Below are 15187 nucleotides of genomic sequence, written 5' to 3'. Positions count from 1 at the left end.
TGACAGGAGTATGTAATGTCCAAGCAACAGATCGGCGTCGTCGGTATGGCAGTGATGGGGCGCAACCTGGCGCTCAACATCGAAAGCCGTGGTTATACCGTCTCCATCTTCAACCGCTCCCGCGAGAAAACTGAAGAAGTTGTTGCCGAGAACCCGGGTAAGAAACTGGTTCCTTATTACACGGTGAAAGAGTTCGTCGAGTCTCTTGAAACCCCACGTCGTATCCTGTTAATGGTTAAAGCAGGGGCGGGAACTGATGCTGCTATTGATTCCCTGAAACCGTATCTGGATAAAGGCGACATCATCATTGATGGCGGTAATACCTTCTTCCAGGATACCATTCGTCGTAACCGCGAATTGTCTGCTGAAGGTTTTAACTTCATCGGTACTGGCGTATCCGGCGGTGAAGAGGGTGCTCTGAAAGGCCCTTCCATCATGCCTGGTGGTCAGAAAGAAGCCTATGAACTGGTTGCGCCGATCCTGACCAAAATCGCAGCCGTTGCGGAAGATGGCGAGCCGTGCGTGACCTATATTGGCGCTGACGGCGCAGGCCATTACGTGAAGATGGTTCATAACGGCATCGAATATGGCGATATGCAGCTGATTGCTGAAGCCTATTCTCTGCTGAAAGGCGGCCTGAACCTGTCTAACGAAGAGCTGGCAACCACCTTTACCGAGTGGAACGAAGGCGAGCTGAGCAGCTACCTGATCGACATCACCAAAGATATCTTCACCAAAAAAGATGAAGACGGTAAATACCTGGTTGACGTGATTCTGGACGAAGCGGCAAACAAGGGTACCGGTAAATGGACCAGTCAGAGCTCCCTGGACCTGGGCGAGCCGCTGTCGCTGATCACCGAGTCCGTGTTTGCGCGCTATATCTCCTCCCTGAAAGACCAGCGCGTGGCGGCATCTAAAGTGCTGTCCGGTCCGCAGGCTAAACTGGCTGGCGATAAAGCCGAGTTCGTTGAGAAAGTCCGTCGTGCGCTGTACCTGGGCAAAATCGTCTCCTACGCGCAGGGCTTCTCTCAGCTGCGTGCAGCGTCTGACGAGTACAACTGGGATCTGAACTACGGCGAAATCGCGAAGATCTTCCGCGCGGGCTGCATCATTCGTGCGCAGTTCCTGCAGAAAATCACCGACGCCTATGCTGAAAATGCAGGCATCGCTAACCTGCTGCTGGCACCGTACTTCAAAAACATCGCTGACGAATACCAGCAGGCGCTGCGTGACGTCGTGGCTTACGCGGTACAGAACGGTATTCCGGTACCGACCTTCTCTGCTGCAGTAGCCTATTACGACAGCTACCGCGCAGCGGTACTGCCGGCGAACCTGATTCAGGCTCAGCGTGACTACTTCGGTGCGCACACCTATAAACGCACTGATAAAGAAGGTGTGTTCCACACCGAATGGCTGGATTAATCTGAAATAGCCAGCGGCTAAAGCCAGGCCCGGAGCGCTCCTCCGGGCTTTTTTATTGTCTGAAAACAGCATTCAGTCAGGTCTGATAGGCGGCACCATGGTAATTCGCGATATACTGGCCCTACGCCGATCCGATACGACAACGTTGGGTCTCACGGTGGTGATGCATTCACCCTCAAATGTTTAACCGGAAGAAGTTACAGAGCGAATGAAGATAACTATCTCAGGAACAGGTTACGTAGGCCTGTCGAACGGCATTCTGATCGCCCAGCACCACGAAGTGGTGGCCCTCGATATCATTCAGGCCAAGGTCGACATGCTGAATCAGAAACAATCGCCGATCGTAGATAAAGAGATCGAAGAGTATCTGGCGACCAAACCGCTGAATTTCCGTGCGACAACCGATAAGCATGATGCTTACCGTGATGCAGACTACGTGATTATCGCCACGCCAACCGATTACGACCCAAAAACCAACTATTTCAACACCTCCAGCGTCGAGTCGGTTATCCGCGATGTGGTTGAGATTAACCCGAATGCGGTGATGGTAATCAAATCTACCATTCCGGTGGGTTTTACCCAGTCGATTAAAGAGAAGTTGGGTATCGATAATATTTTCTTCTCGCCGGAGTTCCTGCGTGAAGGCCGTGCGCTGTACGACAACCTGTATCCCTCGCGTATCGTGATTGGTGAGCGTTCCAAACGCGCCGAGCGCTTTGCCGCGCTTCTGCAGGAAGGGGCGGTGAAGAAAGATATTCCGACGCTGTTTACCGATGCTACTGAAGCTGAAGCCATCAAGCTTTTTGCCAACACCTATCTGGCGCTGCGTGTGGCCTACTTTAACGAGCTGGACAGCTACGCCGAAAGCCTGGGGCTGAACTCACGACAGATTATTGAAGGGGTGTGCCTGGATCCGCGCATCGGCAACCACTACAACAATCCATCATTTGGCTACGGCGGCTACTGTCTGCCGAAAGACACCAAGCAGCTGCTGGCCAACTATGAATCGGTGCCAAATAACATTATCGGTGCGATCGTTGACGCTAACCGTACGCGTAAAGATTTTATTGCTGACTCTATCCTCGCGCGTAAGCCGAAGGTGGTGGGCGTATACCGTCTGATCATGAAGTCTGGTTCGGATAACTTCCGCGCGTCCTCCATACAGGGGATTATGAAGCGTATCAAGGCCAAGGGGATTCCAGTCATTATTTATGAACCGGTGATGCAGGAAGATGAGTTCTTTAACTCCCGCGTGGTGCGCGATCTTGATGCTTTTAAGCAGGAGGCGGACGTGATTATTTCTAACCGTATGGCGCCCGAGCTGGCGGACGTGGAAGAGAAAGTGTATACCCGCGATCTGTTCGGTAATGATTGAACATTGACCACGGTCAGCCACAATAAAGAAGCCCTCATGACGAGGGCTTCATATTTTCAAACCTTGTAAAACTCGCGATACCATTCGACGAAGTTTTTCACCCCGTCTTTCACCGACGTCTGCGGTCTGAACCCCACTAGATCATACAGCGGCTGCGTCTCAGCGCTGGTTTCCAGCACGTCGCCGGCCTGCATCGGCATCATATTTTTCTTCGCTTCAACCCCCAGCGCTTCTTCCAGCGCCGTGATGTAGTCCATCAATTCCACCGGCGAGCTGTTGCCAATGTTATAGACGCGATACGGTGCCGAGCTCGTTGCCGGAGAGCCGCTTTCGACGGTCCACTCGCTGTTGGCTTCGGGAATCACATCCTGCAGACGAATAATCGCTTCGGCGATATCGTCAATATAGGTGAAGTCACGCTTCATCTTGCCGTAGTTGTAAACGTCGATGCTTTTCCCTTCCAGCATGGCTTTGGTGAATTTGAACAAGGCCATATCCGGGCGGCCCCACGGGCCATACACGGTAAAGAAACGCAGCCCGGTGGTCGGCAAACCGTAGAGATGGGAGTAGGTGTGCGACATCAGCTCGTTGGCTTTTTTGGTGGCGGCATACAGCGACACCGGGTGGTCAACGCTATCGTCGGTAGAGAAAGGCAACTTGCGGTTCAGGCCGTACACCGAGCTGGAAGATGCGTAAAGCAGGTGCTGTACTTTATGATGGCGGCAACCTTCAAGAATGTTGAGGTGGCCCATCAGGTTCGATTCTGCATAGGCATGCGGGTTGTCAATGGAGTAACGTACCCCGGCTTGTGCGGCCAGATGGATGACGCGCTCGAATTTTTCATCGGCAAACAGCGCTTCCATCGCGCTGCGGTCGGCGAGATCAATCTTATGAAAGTGGAACTGCGGTGATTGCAGACGCTGCAAGCGCGCGTGCTTCAGACTGACGTCGTAGTAGTCGTTTAAATTATCAATACCGACCACCTGATGTCCGGCTTTCAGCAGACGTTCGCTGACATGAAAGCCAATAAAACCGGCTGCACCCGTAACAAGATATTTCATAAAAATCCTCTATAACACACGTCCGGTAAGGCTTCACTGCCATTATCGTAACGGAAAGAAGAATCATACCTGCCGTAAAAGAAAAAAGATAATCGTAATCCACAATAAGTCTGGCCGCTTTTGGCGATAAAACTGCGGAAAATCAGGGGAGAATTCTGGTAGCAATTATCAGGTCGTCGAGTAGAATATCTGACCTTATATATAATTATTTGATGTTAAGGTTTGTATGACACAAGCGAGCAATAGCGGGGCGGGTGAGCGCCGTTCCGATCCTGAGCAGATTGATCTGATTGATTTAGTCATGCAGCTCTGGCGGGGCAAAATGACCATTATCGCCAGCGTTGTTATCATCTTGATTCTGGCTATCGTTTATCTGTTCGTCGCCAAAGAAAAATGGACTTCGACGGCGATACTGGCGGAGCCGGATGCCGCGCAGGTTGCGACCTACACCAACGCATTGAAGGTGCTGAATCCCGTTTTACCCGGCACTAACAGTACGGGAATAAACGTACTCGATGTGCAAAATAGCGTTGGTGGGCGGTTCGGCGGCGCCTTATCCGCGCTGTCTAATGTGCTGGATAACCAGGAAGAACCGGAGAAGCTAGCCGTTGAGCCGGTTATTAAAGGGCGTGATTTCCCTATCCAGGTAACCTACGTGGCACCCAGTGCCCAGGAAGCGCAGCAGAAGCTGACCGCGTACCTGCAGCAGGTCGACCGTCACATCGCGGACACACTGCATACCAACCTAAGTGATAATATTAAGCTGCAGGTGACGGCGCTGGAATCTTCCCTGAAAACCCAGGAAACGGTCGCTGAAGAGCAGCGAGACGCGCGTCTGAGCCAAATTAAAGAGGCGCTGAAGTACGCCGAAGAAGCCAAAATCACCAAGCCTCAGGTGCAACAGACTCAGTATGTCACCCAGGACACCATGTTCCTGCTGGGCAGCGATGGCCTGAAAGCCATGATTGAAAACGAGTCCACCCGTCCGCTGGTGTTCTCCGACAGCTACTACCAGACCAAAAATAACTTGCTCGATATTAAGCATCTCAATATCGATGCCAAAACGATCCAGACCTTCCGCTACGTAATGAAGCCAGATCTGCCAGTTCGCCGCGATAGCCCGAAACGCGCTATTGTGCTGGTTCTTGCCGTATTGCTGGGCGGGATGATCGGTGCCGGTATCGTGCTGGGGCGTAATGCGCTGCGAGAGTATCGTAGCCGTAGCTAATGTTTGACCAACAATAAAAATGGGCCCAGCGCAGTCTGCATTGGGCCCATTTTTTTACTGATGACGCTCGCGCAAATTCTCAATCACCGTCGTTAAATCCAGCTCCTGATCCTGCAACAGCACCAGCAGGTGATACATCAAATCAGACGCCTCGTTCTTCAGCTCAAACTTATCGTGCACGGTGGCGGCCAGCGCGGTTTCCACGCCTTCCTCACCCACTTTCTGCGCGATACGCTTAGTGCCGCTGGCATACAGCTTAGCGGTGTACGAGCTTGCAGGGTCGGCGGTTTTTCGCTCGGCCAGCAGTTGCTCCAGCTGATACAGGAACAGCCACTGGTGGCTGGTGTCGCCGAAGCAGCTTGAGGTGCCTTTGTGGCAGGTCGGGCCAATGGGGTTGACCAGCACCAGCAGGGTGTCGTTGTCGCAGTCTGGCGCAATGCTCACCACGTTGAGGAAATTGCCGGAGGTTTCACCTTTGGTCCACAGGCGTTGCTTGGTGCGCGAGAAAAAGGTCACTTTGCCCGTTTCCTGCGTTTTCGCCAGCGCTTCCTGGTTCATATAGCCCAGCATCAGCACTTCGCCGGATACCGCGTGTTGGATAATGGCGGGCATCAGTCCGTCGGTTTTTTGCCAGTCCAGTTGTTCAGTTAACATACCCGAATCTCCACGCCCTGTGCTGCCAGGTACGCTTTTAGTTCACCAATATTAATAATCTGCTTGTGGAATACCGAGGCCGCCAGCGCGCCGTCGACGTCGGCGTCACGGAAGGCTTCGAGGAAGTGTTCCATGGTGCCCGCGCCGCCCGAGGCGATCAGCGGTACGCGGCAAACCTCGCGCACTTTTTTCAACTGCTCCAGGTCGTAGCCGTTACGCACGCCGTCCTGGTTCATCATGTTCAGCACGATCTCGCCCGCGCCGCGCTTCTGCACTTCCTGTACCCAGTCCAGCGTCTCCCATTGCGTCACGCGGGTACGGCTCTCATCGCCGGTGTACTGATTGACGTGATATTTTCCGCTGTCGGCGTCATACCAGGTATCAATGCCGACGACGATGCACTGCACGCCAAAGCGGTCCGCCAGGCGGGTAATCAGCTCCGGGTCGGCCAGCGCCGGGGAGTTGATGGAAATTTTATCCGCGCCGAAGGAGAGAATGCGCGCCGCATCGTCGATGGACTTAATGCCGCCGGCGACGCAGAACGGAATGTCAATCACTTCCGCCACGCGTGATACCCAGCTTTTATCGACCACGCGGCCATCGCTGGAGGCGGTGATATCGTAGAACACCAGCTCATCCGCGCCTTCATCGGCGTAGCGTTTGGCCAGCGGGACGATGTCGCCGATGATCTCGTGATTGCGGAACTGCACGCCCTTAACAACCTGACCATCCCGCACATCAAGACAAGGAATTATCCGTTTTGCCAGCATTGGATGGCCTCCGTTACGTTGAATTTACCTTCCAGCAGCGCGCGGCCGACAATCACGCCGCGCACGCCGGTGCCGCGCAGGGCGGCGATATCGTTCAGGTCGCCAATGCCGCCGGAGGACTGGAACGCCACCTGCGGGTAGCGGGCGCAAACCTCTTCGTACAGCGAAACGTTAGAGCCAGCCAGCGTGCCGTCGCGGGAAATATCGGTGCACAGCACGTGCTGGAGGCCCACCGGCAGATAGGTGTCTACCAGTTCTTCCAGCGTCACGCCAGAGTTCTCCTGCCAGCCGCTGACCGCCACCTGTTTGCTGCCGTTAGCGTCAATGCGCACGTCCAGCGCCAGCACTAGATGCTCTGCGCCGAAGCGTTTAAACCAGCCTTTCACCACCTCCGGCGATTTTACTGCGGTAGAACCTACCACCACGCGCGCCACGCCCGCGTTCAGCAGCGCCGCCACGTCTTCTTCGGTACGCACGCCGCCGCCAACCTGCACCGGGACATTTACCCCGGCGACGAGGGTTTTCAGCAGCGGGATCTGGCGCTGTGCCGGATCTTTCGCGCCGGTTAAATCGACCAGGTGCAGCACTTCCGCACCCTGGGCCGCGTAATCCTGCAGGCGAGGGAGCGGGTCGGTACCGTAGTCGCGCTGCTGGCCGTAATCTCCCTGATGCAGGCGCACCACGGTGCCGTTAATCAAATCTAAAGCCGGAATGATCATTACATCTCCAGGAAGTTTTTCAGCAGCTGCGCGCCCGCCGCGCCGGAGCGCTCGGGGTGGAACTGCACGCCGTAAAAGTTATCTTTCTGTACCGCCGCAGTGAACGCTTCGCCGTAGTGGCATTGAGCAATCGTGTGCTCGTTAACCGGCATCGCGTAGCTGTGAACGAAATAGAAGTAAGCGCCGTCCTCAATACCGCGGAACAGGCGATCGCCCGCTTTCGGGTACACGCGGTTCCAGCCCATATGCGGCAGCGGCAGACCGTGGTCGGTCATTTTCGGTACGTCCTGGTCAATGATGCCCAGCAGGTCAACGCCGTGGGTCTCTTCACTACGGCGTCCCAGCAGCTGCATGCCGAGGCAAATGCCGAGAACCGGCTGGGTGCAGGCTTTAATCAGCTCGACCAAATCACGCTCGTGAATCTGGTCCATCGCCGCCTGCGCGGTGCCCACGCCCGGCAGGAACAGTTTGTCGGCGCGCAGTACCACGTCCGGATCGCGGCTCACCACCGGCTCGTAGCCGTGACGGGCGATCGCTGCTTTAACCGAATTGAGGTTGGCGCAGCCGGTATCAAGGACAACCACATTCATCACAGCACTCCTTTTGAGGAGGGAAGGGCATTGCCGTCTACGCGGATCGCCTGGCGCAGCGTACGGCCAAAGACTTTAAACAGGCTCTCCACACGGTGGTGATCGTTTTTGCCTTTGGTTTTCAGGTGCAGGGTGACGCCCATGGTGTAGGAGAGCGAGCGGAAGAAGTGCTCGATCATCTCGGTGCTCAGGTCGCCTACGCGCTGATAGGTGAATTCAGCTTTATATTCCAGGTGCGGGCGGCCGGAGATGTCCAGCGCGCAGCGCGCCAGGCATTCGTCCATCGGCAGCACGAAGCCGAAGCGGTTGATGCCGCGTTTATCGCCCAGCGCCACTTTCAGCGCCTCGCCCAGCGCCAGGCCGGTATCTTCCACCGTGTGGTGATCGTCAATATAGAGGTCGCCCTTCACGGTAATGTTCATGCGGAAACCGCCGTGGGTGGCGATCTGGTCCAGCATGTGGTCGAAGAAACCGACGCCGGTGTTAATTTTGCTGCCGCCTTCGCGGTCCAGCCACACTTCCACATCAATCTGCGTTTCGCGGGTGTTGCGCTCGATGTGGGCGTAGCGGTCACGGCGGGTCAGCTGCTCACCAATCGCCGCCCAGTTGAGGGTGTCGCGGTGGTAGCGCAGGCCGGTGATGCCCATATTGTTCGCCAGTTCGACGTCGGTGGCGCGGTCGCCAATGACGTAGCTGTTGGCGACGTCCATCACGCCGTCCGCCAGCCAGGCGGTGACCATCTGCGTTTTCGGCTTGCGGCATTCGCAGTTGTCGGCGGGCAGGTGCGGGCAGATCAGCACATCGTCAAACACCACGCCCTGCGAGGTGAAAATCTGCATCATCAGGTTGTGCGGGCCGTCAAAATCCGCCTGCGGGAAGCTGTCGGTGCCCAGCCCGTCCTGGTTGGTGATCATCACCAGCTTATAGCCCGCTTTTTGCAGCTTCAGCAGCTCGGGAATGGCGTCCGGCTCGAAGGCCAGTTTATCGAAACGGTCTACCTGATAGTCGCTCGGCGGCTCGGAAATCAGGGTGCCATCGCGATCGATAAAGAGAAACTTCTGGGTCATACGGTCTCCGCTTTCAAAGCGTCAATCACGCGCTGGCTCTCTTCGCGAGTGCCGATAGTGATGCGCAAACAGCCGCTTAAAGAAGGTTGTTTATTCTGGTCACGTAAGATAATGCCTTGATCCCATAAAGATTTGAAGACGCTGCTTGAGGCTTTAATGCGAGCCAGTACGTAGTTGGTCTCGGAATCAAATACCTGCTCGACGCAGTCGATGGTGCGCAGGGCATCCACCAGGTACTGGCGCTCGTCCAGGATTTGCGCGACGCGTTCGCGCATGGCGGCGATTCCCTGCGCGCTAAGCGCCTGGGCCGCGATATCGGCAACCGGGGTTGAGAGCGGGTAAGGGGCAATCACCTTCATTAATAGGGCGATCACCTCTTCATTCGCCAGCGTAAAGCCGCAGCGCAGCCCCGCCAGCGCAAAGGCTTTTGACAGCGTGCGCAGAATCACCAGGTGCGGATACTCGGCCAGCCAGCCGGCCAGCGTGGCCTGCGGGCAGAATTCGATATAGGCCTCATCGGCGACTACCAGCGCTTTGTCGCGGGTCATCTCCAGCAGCGTACGGAAGTCCTGCGGGTTGATAATCTGCCCGGTCGGGTTGTTCGGGCTGCACACGTAGACCACTTTGACGTTGCTCAGGCTGTCGGCAATCGCCGGCAGATCCAGCTGCCAGTCGGCTTTCGCCGGCACGGTGCGGCATTCGACGCCGATGGTTTCGGCGCTGACGCTGTACATGCCGTAGGTCGGCGGGCAGAACAGCACCGCGTCGCGGCCCGGCTCGCAAAACGCGCGCACCAGCAGTTCGATGCCTTCATCCGCGCCGCGGCTGACCAGCACCTGCTCCGGTTTAACGCCCGCATAGGCGGCGTAGTTTTCAATCACCGCTTTAGGCTGACATTCCGGGTAGCGGTTCAGCGTCTGCTGGCTGAGTTCAAACGGCACCGCCGTTGGGTATTCATTGGCGTTGAGCCACACGTCACCTTTACCGCCAAGCCGGCGCGCCGACTGATACGGGGTGAGGGCGCGAACGTTGTCGCGGGCTAACTGTTCAATGCTCATGCTTGCTCCTTCAGGGCGTTCACGCGCAGGGTGACGGCATTTTTGTGGGCGGTCAGCAGCTCGGCGGCGGCCAGTGTTTCAATGGTGGCGGCAAGTGCCGAGAACCCTTCGCGCGACAATTCCTGAACGGTCATCCGTTTCTGGAAGTCCGCCAGCCCCAGGCTGGAGCAGGTGGATGTGTAGCCGTAGGTCGGCAGCACGTGGTTGGTGCCGGAAGCGTAGTCGCCCGCGGACTCCGGCGACCAGTCGCCGAGGAATACCGAACCAGCGCTGGTAATATCGTCAACCAGTTCACGGGCGTTGCGGGTTTGAATAATCAAGTGCTCCGGGCCGTAGGCGTTAGAGATCGCCACGCACTGCGCCAGATCGTTGGCCACAATCAGGCGGCTGGCGGAGAGTGCCTGACGGGCGGTTTCAGCGCGGGAAAGCTCGGCGAGCTGGCGTTCGACGGCCTCGGCCACGCCTTCGGCAATTTTTGCGTCCGGGGTCAGCAGGATCACCTGGGAATCCGGGCCGTGTTCGGCCTGGGAGAGCAGGTCAGACGCGATAAAGTCCGGCGTCGCACCGCTGTCGGCAATCACCAGCACTTCAGACGGGCCAGCAGGCATATCAATGGCCGCACCGTCGAGACGCTGGCTGACCTGGCGTTTGGCTTCGGTGACATACGCATTGCCCGGCCCGAAGATTTTATCGACCTTCGGAATGGATTCGGTGCCCAGCGCCAGCGCGGCAATGGCCTGCGCGCCGCCGACGTTAAACACCTCTTTCACGCCGCACAGCTGCGCGGCATACAGGATTTCATCGGCAATCGGCGGCGGTGAACACAGCACCACTTTTTTACAGCCCGCGATGCGCGCCGGGGTTGCCAGCATTAATACGGTGGAGAACAGCGGCGCGGAGCCGCCCGGAATATAGAGGCCGACGGAGGCGATAGGGCGGGTCATCTGCTGGCAGCGCACGCCCGGCTGGGTTTCGATATCCACCGGCGGCAGGATCTGCGCGGTGTGGAAGGTATCGATATTGCGCACCGCCGCCTGCATCGCGTGCTTCAGTTCGTCGCTCAGACGGCTGCTGGCTTGCTGAATTTGTTCCTCGGTGACGCGCAGCGCGCCAACCTCGGTTTTATCAAACTTTGCGCTGTATTCGCGCAGGGCCTTATCACCGTTATTTTTGACGTTGTCCAGAATGTCGGCCACCGTGCGGGTGATGCTGTCGGAGGCGGAAATTGCCGGGCGCATTAACAGCGCCTGCTGCTCTTCGGAGCTACAGCTATTCCAGTCAATCAGGGTATTGAAGCTCATGGCGCTTACTCCATCATCTTCTCAATCGGCAGTACCAGAATCGAGCTGGCACCCAGTGACTTCAGTTTTTCCATGGTTTCCCAGAACAGGGTTTCGCTGCTGACCATGTGCATCGCCACGCGCTGCTGGTCACCGGCCAGCGGCAGAATAGTTGGGCGCTCGGCGCCCGGCAGCAGGGCGATCACTTCTTCCAGACGCTCGGTTGGCGCGTGCATCATGATGTATTTCGATTCACGGGCCTGAATCACGCCCTGGATACGGGTTAACAGACGGTCAATCAGCTGCTGTTTCGCCTCGGTCATTTCGCCGTCGCGCTGGATCAGGCAGGCTTTGGAGCGGAACATCACTTCCACTTCACGCAGGCCGTTGGCTTCCAGCGTCGCGCCGGTAGAGACCAGGTCGCAAATGGCATCGGCCAGACCGGCACGCGGGGCCACTTCAACCGAGCCGTTCAGCAGGCAGGACTTAAAGCTGATGCCTTTCTGATCGAGGTAACGCTTGAGCAGGTGCGGGTAAGAAGTGGCGATACGCTTGCCGTCGAGCGCCGCCGGGCCGTTCCAGGCTTCATCCGCCGGAGTGGCGAGCGACAGGCGGCAGCCGCCGAAGTCCAGACGACGCAGGGTAAAGTAGCGCGGGTCTTCGCCCTGCGCGCGGCGGCTCAGCAGCTCTTCTTCCAGCACGTTTTCGCCGATAATGCCGAGATCGACAACGCCATCCATAATCAGCCCCGGGATATCGTCATCGCGAACGCGCAGGATATCGATCGGCATGTTTTCCGCCATCGCGATCAGGCGCTGGGTGTGGAGATTAATTTTAATGCCACAGCGGGCCAGTAATTCGCGTGAATCATCGCTCAGGCGGCCCGATTTCTGAATAGCTATGCGTAAACGGCTGTTATCTAACATTCTGTATCCCTCATTACCCTGCTGAATTTGGTTCAAAAAAAAGCCCCCGGAAGATGATCTTCCGGGGGCTCTCTTGCGTTCATGCACCACTGGAAGATCTGAATGTCTCCCAGCACACATCGCCTGAAAGACTAGTCAGGATGATGGTGATGATGGTGGTGTTTAAATTGAACGCGGCTCATAAATTTCTCGTTGAATGACTATTCACTTGATGTCTTTTAGCCTAAACCACTTTTGTCGTTGAACGCAAGCGCTTTTTTCATTCATTAAATCAATTCATGTTGCCACTATAAATTGTCAGTTTTCCCGCTGTGGCGTAGCCTTATTACAGGAGTGCAGTATCAACCAGGAGATAGCGCAATGAAGAAGGTGGCAATTGTCGGTTTAGGGTGGCTGGGTATGCCGCTGGCGCTGTCGTTGATGGCGCGTGGCTGGCAGGTAACGGGCAGTAAAACGACTGAGGATGGCGTGGAAGCCGCGCGGATGTGCGGGATCGATAGCTATCCGCTGCGGCTCGACCCGCAGCTGGTGTGTGAAGCGGATGACCTGGATGCCTTGATGAGCGTCGATGCGTTGGTCATCACCTTACCCGCACGTCGCAGCGGCCCGGGCGAAGATTTCTACCATCAGGCGGTGCAGGAGATTGTCGACTCCGCGCTGGCGCACCATATTCCACGCATCATCTTTACCAGCTCTACATCGGTCTACGGTAAAGAAGAGGGGCTGGTAAAAGAAACGACGCCGCGCGAACCGGTCACCGCCAGCGGCCGCGTTTTAAAAGAGCTTGAGGACTGGCTGCATCAGCTACCGGGGACCTCGGTGGATATTCTGCGTCTGGCCGGGCTGGTGGGGCCGGATCGGCATCCGGGGCGATTCTTTGCCGGTAAATCGGCGCCGGATGGCCAGCAGGGGGTCAACCTTGTGCATCTGGAAGATGTGATTGCCGCTATTACGCTTTTATTACAGGCGCCGAAGGGGGGACACATTTATAACATTTGTGCGCCTCTGCATCCGGCGCGCGGTATTTTCTACCCGCAAATGGCGCGTGAGCTGGGGCTGGCGGTTCCCGTCTTTAGCGAGAGCGGTAATGGGAAGGGCAAAATCATCGACGGTAATCTTATCTGCCGCGAACTCGGGTTTGAGTACCAGTATCCTGACCCGTTACGTATGCCGATGGAATAATGGTCTCTGTTTTAGCAAATAGTGCTATAGATGAGATTTATGATTCAGCAGCCGCTTAATTATCAGCCATTTAGACGAAAAGATGTTTTGATAGTGCTCACAGCGGCTTGTGTTTTTGCTACCGTTTGGTGCAAAATATGTCGAATGTAAAAAAATGACGCTAACCGACGTGAACTCCACGTCGGTTATTTTTTTACATCAACACCACCATCCAATAAAAGAGGCCGGGCTTCGTACCGGATAGATATTTACTTAAAAAACGACAGTTGTTGTCGCTGAGGAAAAAGAAACAAAATGGGGCAATTTTTCTTTTTTGCGCCGGCCATCGCCGTAATGGAGACTGACCGTGTCAAATAACGTTACTCCAAACACCTCTCGCGTGGAATTACGTAAAACGCTTACGTTGATTCCGGTTGTCATGATGGGCCTTGCCTATATGCAGCCAATGACGCTGTTCGATACGTTCGGTATCGTATCAGGCCTCACTGACGGTCACGTTGCAACGGCGTATGCCTTTGCGCTGATCGCCATTCTCTTTACAGCGCTAAGCTACGGTAAACTGGTTCGTCGTTTCCCGTCCGCTGGCTCTGCGTACACCTATGCGCAGAAATCCATTAGCCCGGTCGTTGGCTTTATGGTGGGCTGGTCATCACTGCTGGACTACCTGTTCATGCCGATGATCAACATTCTGCTGGCAAAAATTTACTTTGAAGCGCTGATGCCTTCTATTCCGTCGTGGATTTTCGTTGTTGCTCTGGTTGGGTTTATGACCGTTTCAAACCTGCGCAGCATCAAAGCCGTGGCGAACTTCAACACCCTGATCGTGGTGCTGCAGATGGGCATCGTGGCGGTTATCGTCGGCCTGATCATCTATGGCATCATGCATGGTGAAGGCTCCGGTACGCTGACCAGCACGCGTCCATTCTGGTCTGAAGGCGCACACGTGGTGCCGATGATCACCGGCGCGACGATTCTGTGCTTCTCGTTCCTCGGCTTCGACGGTATCTCTTCGCTCTCCGAAGAGACCAAAGACGCGGAGCGCGTGATTCCGCGTGCGATTTTCCTGACCGCGCTGATTGGCGGTATGGTGTTCATCTGTGCATCTTACTTCCTGCAGCTGTACTTCCCGGACATCTCGCGCTTTAAAGATCCGGACGCGTCTCAGCCTGAAATCATGCTGTACGTGGCAGGTAAAACCTTCCAGTGGGGCGTGCTGATCTTCTCCAGCGTGACCGTTCTGGCTTCCGGTATGGCGGCGCACGCGGGCGTTTCCCGTCTGATGTACGTCATGGGCCGCGACGGCGTGTTCCCGACCAGCTTCTTCGGCTATATTCATCCGAAGTGGCGTACTCCGGCGTTCAACGTGCTGCTGGTTGGCGCGATTGCGCTGCTGGCGATTAAATTCGACCTGGTGACGGCGACCGCTCTGATTAACTTCGGCGCGCTGGTGGCATTCACCTTCGTTAACCTCTCCGTGATTTCGCAGTTCTGGATCCGTGAGAAACGTAACAAGACGCTGAAAGACCACATCAACTATCTGGTGCTGCCAAGCTGTGGCGCGCTGACCGTTGGCGCACTTTGGGTCAACCTTGAGCAGAGCTCAATGATTCTGGGTCTGATTTGGGGCACCATCGGTCTGGTTTACCTGGCCTGTGTGACCAAGCGTTTCCGCAACCCGGTTCCGCAGTACGAAGATATCGCGTAATTATTTTTTATCACGCGTAGAAACCGGAGGCTTAGTCCTCCGGTTTTTTTTTGCTTTCGGGTCGGTGTGATTAATAAATCAATATTAATAACCACTGGGAATAATATAGAGCTTTTGGTTATTGGAGCCGTGCGACGGGGTCAGGAATAA

Annotated in this window: 15 protein-coding genes and 1 other annotated feature; of the genes, 5 read left to right on the top strand and 10 right to left on the bottom strand. The window is 55.9% G+C overall.

Annotation, left to right across the window (positions count from 1 at the left end; all coding sequences use genetic code 11):
* Positions 1-15: 15 nt before the first annotated feature.
* Together gndA and ugd are read left to right on the top strand one after the other, a co-directional pair.
* On the top strand, positions 16-1422 hold the full coding sequence (gndA, locus tag ACK5JN_RS17375) for an NADP-dependent phosphogluconate dehydrogenase (protein ID WP_316128808.1): 1407 nt from the start codon (positions 16-18) through the stop codon (positions 1420-1422).
* Positions 1423-1630: 208 nt separating this feature from the next.
* Positions 1631-2797: a UDP-glucose 6-dehydrogenase gene (gene ugd / locus ACK5JN_RS17370; RefSeq protein ID WP_416871303.1), complete on the top strand. Its 1167-nt coding sequence runs from the start codon at positions 1631-1633 to the stop codon at positions 2795-2797.
* 56 nt (positions 2798-2853) lie between these two features.
* On the opposite strand, the gene ACK5JN_RS17365 is transcribed toward ugd, so the two are convergent.
* The gene (locus tag ACK5JN_RS17365) at positions 2854-3858 is read right to left on the bottom strand and encodes an NAD-dependent epimerase (RefSeq protein ID WP_416871302.1); all 1005 of its coding nucleotides are present in this window, start codon (positions 3856-3858) and stop codon (positions 2854-2856) included.
* Between the two features lie 226 nt (positions 3859-4084).
* Here ACK5JN_RS17365 and wzzB point away from each other — a divergent pair, with 226 nt between their 5' ends.
* Positions 4085-5086: an LPS O-antigen chain length determinant protein WzzB gene (gene wzzB, locus ACK5JN_RS17360; protein ID WP_416871301.1), complete on the top strand. Its 1002-nt coding sequence runs from the start codon at positions 4085-4087 to the stop codon at positions 5084-5086.
* Positions 5087-5140: 54 nt separating this feature from the next.
* Here wzzB and hisIE read toward each other — a convergent pair whose 3' ends face one another.
* From hisIE to hisL, 9 genes are all read right to left on the bottom strand, one after another.
* Positions 5141-5740 carry a bifunctional phosphoribosyl-AMP cyclohydrolase/phosphoribosyl-ATP diphosphatase HisIE gene (gene hisIE / locus ACK5JN_RS17355; protein WP_368479769.1) on the bottom strand — a complete coding sequence of 200 codons (600 nt, stop codon included), beginning with the start codon at positions 5738-5740 and terminating at the stop codon, positions 5141-5143.
* Positions 5734-6510: an imidazole glycerol phosphate synthase subunit HisF gene (gene hisF / locus ACK5JN_RS17350; RefSeq protein WP_106930049.1), complete on the bottom strand. Its 777-nt coding sequence runs from the start codon at positions 6508-6510 to the stop codon at positions 5734-5736. Before hisF ends, hisIE begins: the two co-directional genes overlap by 7 nt.
* Positions 6492-7229 carry a 1-(5-phosphoribosyl)-5-[(5-phosphoribosylamino)methylideneamino]imidazole-4-carboxamide isomerase gene (hisA, locus tag ACK5JN_RS17345; RefSeq protein WP_416871300.1) on the bottom strand — a complete coding sequence of 246 codons (738 nt, stop codon included), beginning with the start codon at positions 7227-7229 and terminating at the stop codon, positions 6492-6494. The genes hisF and hisA overlap by 19 nt, the downstream gene beginning before the upstream one ends.
* Positions 7229-7819 carry an imidazole glycerol phosphate synthase subunit HisH gene (gene hisH, locus ACK5JN_RS17340; RefSeq protein WP_416871299.1) on the bottom strand — a complete coding sequence of 197 codons (591 nt, stop codon included), beginning with the start codon at positions 7817-7819 and terminating at the stop codon, positions 7229-7231. Before hisH ends, hisA begins: the two co-directional genes overlap by 1 nt.
* Positions 7819-8886: a bifunctional histidinol-phosphatase/imidazoleglycerol-phosphate dehydratase HisB gene (hisB, locus tag ACK5JN_RS17335; RefSeq protein WP_416871298.1), complete on the bottom strand. Its 1068-nt coding sequence runs from the start codon at positions 8884-8886 to the stop codon at positions 7819-7821. Before hisB ends, hisH begins: the two co-directional genes overlap by 1 nt.
* Positions 8883-9944 carry a histidinol-phosphate transaminase gene (gene hisC / locus ACK5JN_RS17330; RefSeq protein WP_416871297.1) on the bottom strand — a complete coding sequence of 354 codons (1062 nt, stop codon included), beginning with the start codon at positions 9942-9944 and terminating at the stop codon, positions 8883-8885. The genes hisB and hisC overlap by 4 nt, the downstream gene beginning before the upstream one ends.
* Complete coding sequence (gene hisD / locus ACK5JN_RS17325) at positions 9941-11245, bottom strand: histidinol dehydrogenase (RefSeq protein WP_416871296.1); 1305 nt, start codon at positions 11243-11245, stop codon at positions 9941-9943. Before hisD ends, hisC begins: the two co-directional genes overlap by 4 nt.
* 5 nt (positions 11246-11250) lie before the next feature.
* On the bottom strand, positions 11251-12150 hold the full coding sequence (hisG, locus tag ACK5JN_RS17320) for an ATP phosphoribosyltransferase (RefSeq protein ID WP_416871295.1): 900 nt from the start codon (positions 12148-12150) through the stop codon (positions 11251-11253).
* A gap of 34 nt (positions 12151-12184) precedes the next feature.
* Positions 12185-12306: a sequence feature (His leader region), on the bottom strand.
* On the bottom strand, positions 12282-12332 hold the full coding sequence (hisL, locus tag ACK5JN_RS17315; protein WP_071594744.1) for a his operon leader peptide: 51 nt from the start codon (positions 12330-12332) through the stop codon (positions 12282-12284). Its footprint overlaps the feature before it by 25 nt.
* A 178-nt stretch (positions 12333-12510) precedes the next feature.
* Here hisL and ACK5JN_RS17310 point away from each other — a divergent pair, with 178 nt between their 5' ends.
* Positions 12511-13332: an SDR family oxidoreductase gene (locus ACK5JN_RS17310; RefSeq protein ID WP_416871294.1), complete on the top strand. Its 822-nt coding sequence runs from the start codon at positions 12511-12513 to the stop codon at positions 13330-13332.
* A 346-nt stretch (positions 13333-13678) separates the two neighbouring features.
* A complete protein-coding gene (locus ACK5JN_RS17305; RefSeq protein WP_416871293.1) occupies positions 13679-15037 on the top strand; it encodes an APC family permease in 1359 nt (452 codons plus the stop codon).
* Positions 15038-15187 lie beyond the last annotated feature (150 nt).

It is taken from the genome of Kluyvera sp., assembly GCF_047971185.1.
Lineage (GTDB): Bacteria > Pseudomonadota > Gammaproteobacteria > Enterobacterales > Enterobacteriaceae > Kluyvera.
The sequence above is the reverse complement of the archived record's forward strand: the minus strand, read 5'-3'. Positions and strand labels throughout refer to the sequence as shown.

Excerpts from the sequence above, each read along its gene's own strand:
- gndA (WP_316128808.1), top strand. The coding sequence starts at position 16 with ATGTCCAAGCAACAGATCGGCGTCGTCGGTATGGCAGTGATGGGGCGC.
- ugd (WP_416871303.1), top strand. The coding sequence starts at position 1,631 with ATGAAGATAACTATCTCAGGAACAGGTTACGTAGGCCTGTCGAACGGC.
- ACK5JN_RS17365 (WP_416871302.1), bottom strand. The coding sequence starts at position 3,858 with ATGAAATATCTTGTTACGGGTGCAGCCGGTTTTATTGGCTTTCATGTC.
- wzzB (WP_416871301.1), top strand. The coding sequence starts at position 4,085 with ATGACACAAGCGAGCAATAGCGGGGCGGGTGAGCGCCGTTCCGATCCT.
- hisIE (WP_368479769.1), bottom strand. The coding sequence starts at position 5,740 with ATGTTAACTGAACAACTGGACTGGCAAAAAACCGACGGACTGATGCCC.
- hisF (WP_106930049.1), bottom strand. The coding sequence starts at position 6,510 with ATGCTGGCAAAACGGATAATTCCTTGTCTTGATGTGCGGGATGGTCAG.
- hisA (WP_416871300.1), bottom strand. The coding sequence starts at position 7,229 with ATGATCATTCCGGCTTTAGATTTGATTAACGGCACCGTGGTGCGCCTG.
- hisH (WP_416871299.1), bottom strand. The coding sequence starts at position 7,819 with ATGAATGTGGTTGTCCTTGATACCGGCTGCGCCAACCTCAATTCGGTT.
- hisB (WP_416871298.1), bottom strand. The coding sequence starts at position 8,886 with ATGACCCAGAAGTTTCTCTTTATCGATCGCGATGGCACCCTGATTTCC.
- hisC (WP_416871297.1), bottom strand. The coding sequence starts at position 9,944 with ATGAGCATTGAACAGTTAGCCCGCGACAACGTTCGCGCCCTCACCCCG.
- hisD (WP_416871296.1), bottom strand. The coding sequence starts at position 11,245 with ATGAGCTTCAATACCCTGATTGACTGGAATAGCTGTAGCTCCGAAGAG.
- hisG (WP_416871295.1), bottom strand. The coding sequence starts at position 12,150 with ATGTTAGATAACAGCCGTTTACGCATAGCTATTCAGAAATCGGGCCGC.
- ACK5JN_RS17310 (WP_416871294.1), top strand. The coding sequence starts at position 12,511 with ATGAAGAAGGTGGCAATTGTCGGTTTAGGGTGGCTGGGTATGCCGCTG.